Annotated in this window: 10 protein-coding genes; 6 read left to right on the forward strand and 4 right to left on the reverse strand. The window is 49.7% G+C overall.

Features of this window, described 5'->3' with window-relative positions; all coding sequences use genetic code 11:
- Positions 1-7 precede the first annotated feature (7 nt).
- The gene (locus LLG46_05140) at positions 8-1111 is read left to right on the forward strand and encodes a permease prefix domain 1-containing protein (protein MCE5322687.1); all 1104 of its coding nucleotides are present in this window, start codon (positions 8-10) and stop codon (positions 1109-1111) included.
- Between the two features lie 57 nt (positions 1112-1168).
- On the opposite strand, the gene LLG46_05145 is transcribed toward LLG46_05140, so the two are convergent.
- Both LLG46_05145 and clpB read right to left on the reverse strand, forming a co-directional pair.
- Positions 1169-1819, reverse strand: a complete 651-nt coding sequence (locus LLG46_05145) for a class I SAM-dependent methyltransferase (GenBank protein ID MCE5322688.1) — start codon at positions 1817-1819, stop codon at positions 1169-1171.
- Between the two features lie 136 nt (positions 1820-1955).
- The gene (gene clpB, locus LLG46_05150; protein ID MCE5322689.1) at positions 1956-4583 is read right to left on the reverse strand and encodes an ATP-dependent chaperone ClpB; all 2628 of its coding nucleotides are present in this window, start codon (positions 4581-4583) and stop codon (positions 1956-1958) included.
- Between the two features lie 317 nt (positions 4584-4900).
- On the opposite strand from clpB, the gene LLG46_05155 reads away from it, so the two are divergent.
- The 5 genes from LLG46_05155 to LLG46_05175 are packed head-to-tail and all read left to right on the forward strand — an operon-like array spanning position 4901 to position 10109.
- A complete protein-coding gene (locus LLG46_05155) occupies positions 4901-5347 on the forward strand; it encodes a hypothetical protein (GenBank protein ID MCE5322690.1) in 447 nt (148 codons plus the stop codon).
- A 60-nt stretch (positions 5348-5407) separates the two neighbouring features.
- Entirely contained in the window at positions 5408-6514 is a 1107-nt protein-coding gene (locus LLG46_05160; GenBank protein ID MCE5322691.1) for a hypothetical protein, read from the forward strand.
- Positions 6511-7485, forward strand: a complete 975-nt coding sequence (locus tag LLG46_05165) for a D-2-hydroxyacid dehydrogenase (GenBank protein ID MCE5322692.1) — start codon at positions 6511-6513, stop codon at positions 7483-7485. Before LLG46_05160 ends, LLG46_05165 begins: the two co-directional genes overlap by 4 nt.
- A 2-nt stretch (positions 7486-7487) precedes the next feature.
- Entirely contained in the window at positions 7488-9479 is a 1992-nt protein-coding gene (locus LLG46_05170) for an alpha-galactosidase (GenBank protein ID MCE5322693.1), read from the forward strand.
- A gap of 9 nt (positions 9480-9488) precedes the next feature.
- Positions 9489-10109, forward strand: a complete 621-nt coding sequence (locus tag LLG46_05175) for a dienelactone hydrolase family protein (protein MCE5322694.1) — start codon at positions 9489-9491, stop codon at positions 10107-10109.
- Positions 10110-10160: 51 nt separating this feature from the next.
- On the opposite strand, the gene LLG46_05180 is transcribed toward LLG46_05175, so the two are convergent.
- Positions 10161-12884 carry a site-2 protease family protein gene (locus LLG46_05180; GenBank protein MCE5322695.1) on the reverse strand — a complete coding sequence of 908 codons (2724 nt, stop codon included), beginning with the start codon at positions 12882-12884 and terminating at the stop codon, positions 10161-10163.
- A 144-nt stretch (positions 12885-13028) separates the two neighbouring features.
- Entirely contained in the window at positions 13029-13661 is a 633-nt protein-coding gene (locus LLG46_05185; GenBank protein ID MCE5322696.1) for a redox-sensing transcriptional repressor Rex, read from the reverse strand.
- Between the last annotated feature and the right edge of the window lie 69 nt (positions 13662-13730).

Here is a 13730-nt window from a genome sequence, read left to right on the forward strand (position 1 = left end):
GGAGCTGATGCATTTTCTTACGAGAGTCGAAAAGCTGCTAGATATACCTTCTGCTGAAAAAAACCTTGTAATGCGGGAGCTAAAGTCTCACTATTTTGATCTGCGTGATGAGTTGGTTGCCTCCGGTATGAGCACTGCTGAAGCGGCAGATGAGGCCGAAAAAAGATTGGGCTCGCCGGAAGATGTGGCGGCAAGGTTTGCGCCAGTACATAACTCGGCTACCTGGCAGTCGGCACTGATGGCTGCTGTGCCGTTCCTGGCTTGGGGATTGCTTTCAGCCGTCCTTTGCAGTGTAGATAAGCCGCCCCATTGGCTGGTCGGATTATTGTTCGGCAGTGTTATGTTGGCGGGAAGCCTGAGAGAACTGCTGACAGGTCGCCGTCCTATATGGCTGGCAACCTGGCTGGCAGGGGCTTTTGTGATGAACGTACCACTTATTTCACTCCTGCTCAGAGCTTGGAAAATGGACATTGCAACAAATGGAATAATGTCCAATGCACTGCAGAATATTCCAATTGTCGTAATAATGCTCCTTGTTCTCTGGAAAATGCCTAAGTGGAGGCCGGTAAGCCTTATATTATGCTTGATGGTGCTTTGCAGTTCCGTTTATGTGGCAATTAACGCACCCAATTTGCACCGCTATGACAGCTCAAACCCTGTCCAATATGCATTTCTTTGCATCTGGCTTGGAGAAAGCGTTCTGTTCGTCTTATTTGCGATGCGAGTATTTGCACTGCATGATTACGGGAATGGATCTCAAGCAGCGCTTTTTCTGCTGACACAATACACGATTGTCTTTCATTTTGTGCCGGATCATCTCGGCATTGGTCTGGTGATTTGCAATTCACTGATTGTTGGATTGATAGCAGTGCTTTTCACTCGTTCGCCAAGCTGGCAAATAAAGCTTATATCGTCTTTGATCGGTCTTTTTGTGCACTATTTATTGGTGAGTATCAGCTTTTCATCAATACCGCACTCAGGTCCGTCAAGTATACAAAGGTTTGCCGCTGAATCAATGATCCGTACTGTAGCTGCTGCAATACCAGTAAGTACACCTATCATACTGGAGCGTCTTAAGCGACGTAGAGACCGTATCGAGATAGCGCAGTAAGCGCTGCGATTGGAAATCGCGACTTTTTGTCGGGCTGGATCGGATATCCAGCCCAAATTAATACGGTTTTTTTGCATGCACAAAATAGTGCCAACTGGAAGTGTTATCAAAAAAGTCCTGAACTTGCCGAAGCTTGATAATCTCAAAAGCATGGAAGATCTGTCGGATGCCATCCGCATCCGCATAAAGATGTGGTATTCCGACCTCTGGCTCTTTCGTTTTTATGATCGTATTCTCATCGATCTTGGGATATTTTCCAGTAAGAAAAGACGGGCTGTTTTTTGAGCAGAGAGTGACAAAGAACTCGCCGCCATTCTTGATTACGCGACCTATCTCACCAACGATTCCGGCAATCCCTTGCGAGTCCGTATGCGAGATGACATGGTATGCAAGCAGGCAGTCAAAGGTATCGGAATTGTACGGGAGGCTGTTTATATCGCCTTTCGCGATTTTAATGCTCAGTCCCCGTTCACTCGCCTTTTCATTCAGGATGTCAAGCCCATCCTGCGACAGATCGAATGCATCGGTCTCAAAACCACTTTCCGCAAACAGAATCGAGTGACGCCCCAAACCACATCCAAGGTCCAAAAATTTGTTAAAACCCATGCTCCGCCAGCGGTTCACATAATAGTAAACATCCTCTGAGGGCTTCGTCCAGATGTCATCTGTTACTTTGGTCCAGTTCCATGCTTTAGATTGAGCAGCCATATGAAATACCTCAGTAGAGACATTGATCGATTCACTATGAGGTATTTCACTGCGTGGTTGCATGAACCCTTCATGTGCCATAAGGGCCAGGATTCAAAAATCCTGGCCCAGCATAAGTGGTGTAACTCAGAATTCGCTATTTGTTGGCGGCATGCTCAAAGACTATCTCGCCTTTATCGTTCGCATCGACTGTGATGCGGTCGCCCTCCTTGAACTTGCCTTCCAGAAGCTCCATAGCGAGCTTATCTTGAATCTCACGCTGAATCGCGCGCTTGAGTGGCCGCGCACCGTATACGGGATCGTAGCCCTCCTTTGCAAGGACATCCTTTGCCCCACCCGTCAACTCTATATCGAGATGCCTGTCGGCCAAGCGCTTTTTGAGCAGAGCGATCTGAATATCAACTATCTTCTTGATGTCTTCCTCGCTTAGAGTATTGAACACGATAATCTCATCGACACGGTTCAAGAACTCCGGCCTGAAGTGCGCTTTCAGGGCATCCATCACAGTGCGTTTGATCTCATCATCAGCCGTTTTCTGATCAATCCCGCCTTTGAAACCCAACACGCCATGTTCACGGATCGCATCCGAGCCGATGTTGCTGGTCATGATTATCACAGTGTTCTTGAAATCCACCGTTCGGCCTTGGCCATCAGTCAAACGACCATCCTCCAATATCTGCAAAAGGATATTGAATACATCCTGATGAGCCTTCTCGATCTCATCGAACAATATAACACTGTACGGGCGGCGTCTGACATGCTCGGTCAGATATCCGCCCTCTTCATAGCCCACGTATCCGGGAGGAGCCCCGATCAGTCGAGCCACCGAGTGTTTCTCCATAAACTCGGACATATCTATTCGGATCATAGCACGCTCGTCATCAAACAGGAACTCGGCCAGCGCCCGCGCAAGCTCAGTCTTGCCGACACCTGTCGGACCCATGAAGATAAAACTGCCGATAGGACGGTTCGGGTCCTGCAGGCCGGTTCTCGCACGGCGGACAGCATTCGATATGGCTACAATCGCCATCTCCTGGCCGACAACTCTATCTTGCAGCCGCTGCTCCATGTGAACGAGTTTTTCGATCTCGCCCTCCATCATTCGGGTGACAGGAACCCCTGTCCACTTGCTCACGACTTCAGCTACGTCCTCTTCATCAACCTCTTCCTTGAGCATCTTGCGGTCTTTTTGAAGCCCTGCGAGCTTGGTATCAAGTTCGGCAAGCTCGTGCTCAAGGCCGGGAATTGTGCCGTGGCGAAGCTCTGCAGCCTTGGTAAGATCGCCTGCACGCTCGGCAGTCAGTTCGGACTGCTTGGCCTCTTCTATCTTGGCCTTGACCTCGCGAATCTTGGTGATGGCATCCTTCTCGTTCTGCCAGTGTGCCTTCATTTCACCCGCACTCTCGCGCAGGTCGGCAAGCTCCTTTTCAAGTTTATCAAGTCGTTTCTTCGACGGAGCGTCCGTCTCTTTTTTGAGAGCTTCACGCTCGATCTCGAGCTGTCTGATCCGGCGCTCTACCGTGTCTATCTCGCTGGGCATGCTATCGATCTCAATCCTCAAACGGGAAGCTGCCTCGTCTATCAGGTCTATAGCCTTATCCGGCAGAAAACGGTCGGAAATATATCGATCAGACAGCACCGCAGCCGCAACCAGAGCGGAGTCTTTGATTCGCACGCCATGGTGGGCTTCATATTTCTCCTTGAGGCCGCGCAGTATGGCGATTGTGTCTTCCACACTCGGCGGATTCACCATCACCGGTTGGAAACGTCTCTCAAGTGCCGCATCCTTTTCGATGTGCTTGCGGTATTCGTCAAGAGTGGTAGCACCGACACACTTCAACTCACCCCTTGCAAGCATAGGCTTGAGCAGGTTCGCAGCATCGACTGCACCCTCAGCCGCACCAGCACCCACAATAGTATGAAGCTCGTCTATAAACAGGATTATCTCACCCTCGGCCTCTTTGATCTCTTTTAGGACCGCTTTGAGCCTGTCCTCGAACTCACCTCGATATTTTGTCCCCGCGACCAGCCCACCGAGGTCCAGTGCCACTACTTTCTTGTTTTTTAGCGACTCTGGAACATCGCCGTTAACAATACGCTGGGCAAGCCCCTCAACAATCGCAGTCTTGCCCGTGCCCGGCTCGCCGATCAGGACAGGGTTGTTCTTTGTCCTGCGGCTTAGGACCTGAATGACTCGGCGAATTTCTTCATCTCTGCCGATTACTGGATCGAGCTTACCTTTACGAGCCTCCTCAGTGAGGTCGCGGCCATATCGCTCCAAAGCCTGATATTTATCTTCGGGGTTCTGGTCAGTGACGCGCTGGGTACCGCGGACCTCGGCCATTGCCTGATAGATGGCGTCACGTGTCGCGCCGACCGAGTTGAGTATCTGCGACGCCTTGCCGGTCGTCTCCGAAGCAATTCCGATAAGAAGGTGTTCCGTGCTTATATATTCGTCTTTGAGGCGTTCGGCTTCTTGAAATGAGGTCTCAAGGACACGCTGCAGGCGCGGACCAATTTGCGAACCGGCAACCGCACCCGTCACTTTGGGCATCTTGTCTATCTCCTGCTGGACACGAGACGCAAGGCTCTGTGGATTTACGCCCAGCTTCTCCATTATGGGACCGACAATGCCGCCCTCCTGCCCAAGCAGAGCCAGAAGCAGGTGCTCGGGCTCTATCTGCTGTTGACCGCTTTCGGTCGCAATGTGCTGCGCATCCTGAAGTGCATCTTGAGCTTTGATCGTGAGCTTATCCAACCTCATTGTTCGTTCTCCTTGAATAGCTGAGAGTGGAGGGCAAAAGCCCTTACACATAACCACTCGGTCAGTGTTATAGGAGCGGAAAACCGCTGCTTACTTTAGACTGTATACACCATACTACTTGAGTGCATTGTTGTCAAGTTATATATTCCCTGTTTATGCAGAAACTAAACTCGGGTTTTTAATGGCCCCTATCCAATAATCCCTCATTTCCTACCCTTTTCAGTTTCGTTATCACGTGTCAAAGGGTAATTTTATTGTAGAGGAAGTGGTGATTTCGGACTCTTATCTCTCAAATCTCAGCTTTATAGGAAGTGTTTATGATGAGAGAAGACAGAACGCGAGACGAAACAGACAGGATACACAATCCTGAAGATATAATAAACAAGCACGATGAGCGCAGAGCGCATTATGCAGGCGATGTCGATGCGTTTGAGCCGGATGTCGAGATTGACGAAGAGCTGGACATCAATGATGTGCTCACATTTCCGCATCCGAAGCGTAAGAAAACTGGCGAGATCGGCCCGGCTTTCAACAAGGAAGACACTGATGAAGACTGGGACATGATCGATCAGGACTTTCAGCCAGAAGATTATGAACACGGATATGAAGGCGGAAGCACGACCTTTGCCACGGACAATATGGACGAGATCGTGGAAGAAAGAGTGCATGAGATGGGGCACCTGGCCTCTGATGATGTGCCAGTTGAAACGGAAGTGGAAGTAATGCCCAACAAATTCGAGCCTGACAAGGAAACCGAGGAATAGTTGACTAAAGTAATCTGAAGTGGTTCTCACTAATCTGTGATAAGTTGGCAGTGCGCAGAGATGATTACTATTCATGGTAAGGCTCGGAAGGACGGAGTCGCTATCGCGGTGGCGGCTCTAGTCGACACAAAAAACGGCATAAACGGCGTGGCTCCCACCATATTGGAAGATGGAGTGCGTGCGCTCAAACGTGGATTGTCGCCGCAGGATTATCCTGAAGCGGTTATCATATGCGATAACCTGGTGATGGGTATATCGCTGCACATCCCGGGGATCAGCACTATCGGGATCGCCGCGGAGCAGGACCTGAACATCCCCGGCCTAAACCCCGAGGTGCCGTCCGTAACCGGTGTAGAAGGTATTATGGCATCGGTGTCGGCGGGCGATATAGTCATTCTGGACGGCAACAACGGCATCGTCTATATCGACCCCGACCCGCAGACACTCATCTACTATCAAAATATGGAGGAACAGCGGCACACAGCATCCAAGATTTTTATCGCTTCGGAGCATATTCCCGCTCGCACCCAGACAGGTCACACAGTCAACGTATTCGCCTACATCAAGAACGAGGGTGAGATAGATCAGGCGCTGGCCGAAGGTGCAGACGGCCTGCTGCTGGATATCAGAGGCAAAGACGAAGATGCGGACTACTATAAGGCCGTCATGCGTGCCGCGCCGGGCAAGCCTCTTGTATTTGCCGCTGACTTCGGTTGCGCAAAGCTGCTGAAGACTGCCGCGCAATATTCCGGTCCGGGTCAGGTCACGGTAATATTTCCTACTGATAAGTTTGAAGAGCTGTTCAACCAGATCGATCCCACCCTTGCCGAAATAGAGAACGACCCCGATGCCGCGACAGTCGATGTCGGCACCATCGCACTTGGTACGGAACCTGATGCACCCGTGCTCACCACTACCCAAAAACTTGCGCTCGACCTGCGGAAATCCAAACTGACGGACGCCACTAGTTTGGAAGAGATGGCAGAAATGGCTGCTGCATGGCTGCGCGGCAGGGAGCCGGAGGACGTAATCCTGCTCATAGGCAGACGGACCAATTATCTGGAAAAACTTGTAATCTCAGGGGCACGAACAGTCGCTGTGCTGCCGGATAGAGTGGCGGCGTCCAAGTATAAGATCCGTGAAATAAACGAAGAGGAAGAGTTGTGAAGTTTGTAATTTGGCGAGCATATCACCTGGAATCAAATGAAATCATTGATGATTATATATCAATAATCAAAAATATTCTGAGCGGACATAAACTTGTAGTCTGCAATGATTTAGACACGATCAAACGCGAGATCACAAACGCAGATGTAATGATCGGCTGGAAAATCATCCCCTCGGTGTTCGCTGAAGCAAAGAAGCTTAAGTGGATCCAGTTCGGAAGCGCAGGGATTGACCATACACTCTTCCCCGAACTTATTGAGAGTGATGTTATCCTGACCACTTTGAGCGGGATTCATACGACAGTGGTCGCAGAGCATGTGCTTGGGATGATGCTGGCTCTGGCACGCAGATTCGATGTGGCAGCCAGACTTCAATCCGCCCATAACTTTGACCGCACAGAGCTTGCAGCCACCAGCACGGAGCTGTACGACAAGACCATCGGCATAATCGGCCTCGGCAAGATAGGGCTCAATATCGCGCGGCTGGCAAAGGCTTTTGGGATGCATGTTGTCGGGACGAAACGGACAGTGCAGGGCAATCTGCCGAATGTGGATGAACTCTACTGTGCTGACCAGCTCGATAAGATTCTCCCAATATCCGACTATCTGGTGATCACTGTGCCCCTCACATCGGAGACCAGCGCTCTAATCGGTCAAGATCAGATCGATATGATGAAACAGGGAGCTTATCTGATAAATGTGGCTCGGGGAGCAATGGTCGACCATGATGCGCTGGGCAAGGCTCTTGCAAGCGGCAGACTGGGCGGAGCGGGGCTGGATGTATTTCCAACTGAGCCGCTCCCGCCGACCAGCCCGATCTGGGATATGCCAAACACAATAATCACGCCGCACACTGGCGCATCCAGCGCACGTTACGGCGAGCGAGCAATTAAAATTCTAAAGCACAATCTGGACGCATTCCTGACCGGCGGACAAATGATTAATATTTACCGGAGAGACAGGGGTTATTGACAATGACCGAGCAAGAGCAGCAAAAAGCCAAAGCCTGGTTTGAAGAACATTTCAAATCCAAAGACATCATGTTTCCGTTTTCATTTAATTACAACGATGGCAAGTCGGCGATTTTCCTGAAGAGTTGGAAGTCGAGATGGAACACTGGAAAGTCTGAGGAGGGGTTGTCTCGGCAGATTCTCACTCTCAGCGACCCAGAAACAAAACTCGAATGCAGGTGCGAAGCAACCACATTCGATAACTTTCCGGCTGTCGAGTGGGTCATGTACTTCAAAAATAACGGCAGTGCGCCTTCGCCGATAATTGACGACATTCTGCCGCTGGATACTGACCTGGAGATTGGAAAGGACCAGCCCGCGATAGTCCACCATGCAAAGGGCAGCGACTGCAAAATCGACGACTTCGAGCCGCTCGAAAGCAAGATAGGAATAATATATCCACTGCATCTGGCTCCGCAGTGCGGCAGATCATCCGACTGCACGCTGCCGTTCTTTAACCTGGAGATGGGCAGCGAAGGCGTAATCGGAGCAATAGGCTGGACCGGTGCTTGGAAAGCCGATATCTCTCGCGGTGAGGACGACACCCACATTAACCTCAGCGCAGGAATGAAGAAGACCCATCTGAGGCTCATGCCTGGTGAGGAAATCAGGACGCCTCGAATTCTACTGCTGTTTTGGGAAGATGACCGGACGGGCGCTCATAACATGCTGCGGCAGTTCATACTTACTCATCACACTCCCTATTATGATGACAAAGTGTTGCAGGCACCGATTTGTGACGCGTTTTGGGGAAAGAACAAGGAAGAGGTGCAAATCGCCAAGGCTCGATGGTGGAAAGACAACAATATCCCCCTGGAGTATATCTGGATCGATGCCGGATGGCATGGCAACGGCGTATATGATGAGAACTCGACCACACTCGATGTTTGGTGGGAACAAATAGGAGACTGGGGTACACAGGTGGGAAGTTGGTGGCCAAACAAGGCTATCTACCCCAATGGCCTGGCTCCCGTCGGCAAAGCTTATAAAGAGATGGGATACGGGTTCGTGCTGTGGATGGAACCTGAAAGAGTCTACAAAGACACCCATTTGGTATGTGAGCATCCCGAGTGGCTCCTGGGACCGGATGGCGACAACTACCTCTTCAACCTGGGCATGCCTGAAGCGCGACAGGCATTGACCGATTTGGTTCTAGGTATTCTAGTCGAGGGCAGGGTCACTTGCTACAGGCAGGACTTCAACTTCGACCCGTCTCCATACTGGGAAAAAGCTGATGCGCCGGACAGAGTCGGGATGAGCGAAATACGCCACATAGAGGGGCTATACGCATTCTGGGATGAGCTGAGAGCAAGAATTCCGAACCTGGTTATAGACAACTGCGCCAGCGGTGGACGCAGGATCGATCTGGAGACTATATCGCGCAGCATACCTCTATGGCGCAGTGATTATCAGTGTGCATCGGACTTCGACCCGATCGGCATGCAGGGTCAAACGCAGGGTCTTGCGCCATGGGTCCCTCTGAGCACGGGCTGCTATAATCGCATCGAAGAACCTGACACATACGCTCTCAGAAGTGCGCTCGGGCCAGGAATCGTTATGAATCTGAATACATACGGCTTTAACCCATCACCCCGACTCCCGGTCGATTGGGTGAAGAGGTCTATGAACGAAGAGTTTGAGGTGCGCAAATATTTTTATGGCGATTTCTATCCTCTGTTGTCATACAGCCTGGCAGATGACATATGGGCTGCATGGCAGTATGACAGGCCGGATTTGGGCGAAGGTATGGTATTGGCAATGCGCAGACCGAAGAGTCCCTTCACCAGCATGATCGCGCCGCTGCATGGATTGGATGCTGATGCGATCTATGAACTGCACCCGGCTGATGGAACCGGCACGATCCAGGCAAAGGGAAGCGAGCTTGCGCAAGACGGGCTGACGATAGAGATCAGCGAAAAACCGGGCAGCGCTTTATATATCTATAGGAAGTCATAGGCCATATACATGAATAAATCTCAGTTGAAATACAGTCTCATCTTGCCTCAAGGTTATGAAGTGGGAAAAGGCAAACTCTGGCCGCTGGTAGTCTTTCTTCACGGAGCCGGTGAGAGAGGTGACGACCTCGAAAAACTGAAAGTGCATGGTCCGACAAAACTGGCTGCGCAGGGCAAGCAATTTCCTTTCATTATCCTGGCTCCACTTTGTCCGGAAGATTGTTGGTGGAACAACGAGGCCGACAAAACCATAAAACTGATAGATGAGACTGTTTCAAATTACAATGTGGACAAGAACCGTATATATCTGACTGGGATAAGCATGGGTGGTTACGGCACATGGCATCTTGCAGCCAAAATCCCAAACAGGCTGGCTGCCATAGCGCCCATATGCGGCGGGGGCGACCCTGCAAGTGCCGGCATTATCAAAAATATCCCTGTGTGGGTCTTTCATGGCGACAAAGACCCGACTGTCCCAATTGAAAAGTCCCAGGAGATGGTTGATGCAGTGCGATCAGCAGGCGGAAGCCCAAAGCTTACTATATATCCCGGCATCGAACATGACTCATGGACAGCCACTTATGAGAGTGATGAATTTTGGCAGTGGATGCTTGAGCAAAAACGGCCTTGAGCTGTAGTTCTATGGGACCGGCTGCGAGACCACCTGCACACCGGCCCAATTCTAGTCTGCAGATCCCAGGGAATTGATATCGTAACGAACTTTGACACTACCCTGTTGGCATAACCACTCTGCGATAAGTGGAAGACCTCTCGAGATATCGCTAAAGCTATAAATTTGCACTAAGACCATCCGGCCTTCACTCCGCGCATAGCCGCTCTTAATGTTTTCAGGGTTGCCTTTGCTGTTTGGACGTGCACCCAAACGTTCCTCAAGCATTTTTGTAATAGAGTTACCCTGGTCAATCAAGGCTTTGATCTGTTTGTCTTTTGGGCTGGAATTTATTGTTGCTTTTGTCATCAACATCTTCTTTGCAGTTGAAGCATCCACCTGATCAATCTTCACATCGAAATCACGGATCTTCTTCCACAGGTCGACAACACTCGTGTCGGTGGTTGCCTCAGAACAGATATCTTTCAGCAGGCGCTCTTCTTCTGCCCGCACCGTCTTTGTAATATTCTTATTTAAGCGAGAAGCCTCTTCAACATCGCCCTTTTCTCGAAGCTGAGTTATATGCTGCTGAGCTTTTTTTACATCAGGTGTTTGATAAGCTTCAGTATATAAGTTCTGCAGTCTGTAATAGGTGATTCGAGCACAAGTAAACTTGGATCTCTGCTCAGGTGAAAGCTGTTTCCATGCACTCGTCCAGGGTTGAACAAGTGAGTCAGTGGATAGATACAGATATTCAGAATCACTGTAAGGAAAACAGCCGTCAAACTCCTGCTCACACTGCTTCGACATCTTCTTCGATGATAAAAGGCAAGTAAATGATACGCTGAGGCGATTTCCTTCCCTGTCTACAAGAATACGCTTAACCTTAGGTTCCAATGCTTTGACCAGTCTTTTACGATCCGAAGCTGCGTCCTCCGGCAGCGAGAGCAGCAGGCTTTGCCCAAAGAGTCTAAGTGATGCCGTTGCAGGTAGTTTTCCAGAAAACTCTTTGTATAGCGCGCCCGCTTCACTATCATTCTTGCAAATAGCGATTATCGTAGTCCGCGCTGCGTTTGGAACTGCTGAGTAATTACTTTGAATATGTTGCTGTGTGGAGCCTTGTCTATATTCATATTTGCCTCCTTTTTCGAGCATGCCAAGCATATCTTTCATATTCCCTGACGAGACAAGGAAAAGAAAACCGGCTACAACAAACGCAATAAATAGCGCACCCAAGTACGCTGTAAGAAGTCCTATGGAAGCCAATATCTTTGGAGGGCGTGTGTTGAGAGTCTGGAAAATACCCAATACTTGCTGTGCCAACAATCCAGGCGCCTGCTGCTTAGGCTGTTTTTCACGAACCAGGCGCAAAATTGTTTTGGCTGTCTCGATCGGAATGGTGGCCTCATCAGCTGAATCACTGTTGAACCCGCTCTTGCGCAGACGATACGCTATAGAGGCCTGCCGCCAAGAGGTCGGAAGAGCCATTGCCATGGGGATGCATATGGCTGTGAGTATCTTGTCACCAGTACCTATGCCAAGAAGAAATAACCCGAAAACTGCCAATGCTCGAAAGGCAGTATCCAAATATGGATGGCGAGAAAAGAGCACTGTATGAAACAACCAGCCGCCATCTAAAGGCATAATTGGAAGGAGGTTGAACCCATTTATCACAAGCAGCATCAACGCTGGCGCCAGCAATGGTTTTATGCCGAGGACTGCCCCGACAATTCCTAAGATAGTCCCAATTAATATCCCCGGGACGGGACCAGCTAAAGATACAATGGCTCTCTTCCATCCCGGCACATTATAATGCTGCCCGCTCACCGCTGCACCAAGCAGGGGGATAAAAAACACATTCAAATTGCGATACTTAAAAGCACGCATGGTCAGATAATGTCCGAGTTCATGCAAAATTAGAATCGGCACAATTAGCAGAATGCCGGTAAGGCGGGAGAAGCGCCAGACCATTACGAAGACAATAAGTGATATGGCCAGCAACAATAATGTACTCAAAGCGTTTGTCTTTTTCTGCTGGATGCGATAAATATTGGCAAAAACTTGCGCATCATCAATGCTGATGTCCTCTTGCTTTAACAACTCATCCGTCAGGTCCAAACGCTTGATCTCATCCTCTTTCAGGGGTTGGAATATGCCCCGAGCGATATGAAAATCACGAACCAGTATATGCCACTGTTCAATGGTCTGCCGCAGTTGATCTTGCGTAGACACCGATAACGGAACCACTGATGCTTTTTGCACAGCAGACTCATGCAACGACCACAGTTTCTGAATCGACATGCCAATGTGATAGCGTGCCGAAACCGATGCTGGAGAGAGCAAATCCGGTTTGCCTGCACTTGATACAAGAAAGCTGCCGTCTTGGCATGGCATGCAAAAAATGGGGAAGAAGTGGTTCTTGACCTTTGCAGGAGCAATCCAGACTCGGTTATGAATGCGTGCGATGTGATGACCGGTCGAGTGAAGAAATGTTGCCCAATATATATATGTTGAACGCAAAGGGTCTTTGATTACATGGTAAATTGGACTGTGAAACCCCAATGCAGACAATTCCACAATAGCTTTTTGGAATCGTTCAAGAACATCAGCTGGCAGCTCTGCTTCACCGACCTCAAATGGAGCTACGCTCTCAACAATCGGATCATCTGTTGAAGAACTGAGCGATATTCGAAAGAGCTTCACAAACAAAATAACAGGCAGCAATATCCACGGGGTACCAAACAAATACTCTCTTATTGTGATACGTGGTGCATTCAGATGATAAAATGCTTTCAAAGCAATCCTCCCAGATTGTGGCAGATACTGTATTTGCAAAGCCTAATTATTAACATATGCTTATGCAAACATGTAAGGATTCCTTCTGCCGTGTAATGCTGTCGATCTATTGCACACATAAAAGCATCGGATTACTACCAACCCTCAACTTCTTTCCGGCAGATGATATGACAACACCGCCAACTCCTGCAGGAAGTCTACGTTTCGCACGGTGATGCCTGTGGGCAGGCGGAGAAGTGTGGGGGCGAAATTGAGGATGGTGGCAATACCGGCTTCCACCATTTTGTCGGCAACTGCCTGGGCTGCAGGCGCAGGGACAGCTATTATCCCCATCTTTGCGCCAATTGCCTTGTTTTGACTTACTATATCGGCGACATCCATGATCGTCAGGTCCCAGAGCTGCCTGCCGATCTTATTGGGATTGTTATCGAACGCCGCCACTATATGGAAGTTTTCCGCCCTAAGCGGATGGTAACCCGCCAGAGCCGAACCCAAATGACCCGCGCCGACCAATATAACAGGTTGAGTCCTCTCTATCTTAAGTATCCGACTTATGCGCGAGTGCAGTTCATTGACATTATAGCCTATTCCAGGACGGCCAAACTCACCGAAATATGAGAGGTCTTTCCTGAACGCTGCCGCGCTGATGCCTGTGCTCATCTCGATATCAATGGAGGATATTGTCTCGATATTCCTGGTCTTTAGGCCGGTAAGAATTGTCAGATAGGTCGCCAACCGTTCGAGTGTGGGTATTGGGACTTTGATTATGCTCGGCATACTACATCCATCTTTGTGAAATATTTCGCAAAGCCAGTATATCAAACTGTGCTGCTCAGCGCAAATGAG

This window comes from bacterium (genome assembly GCA_021371935.1).
Taxonomy (GTDB): Bacteria; Armatimonadota; UBA5829; order UBA5829; family UBA5829; genus UBA5829.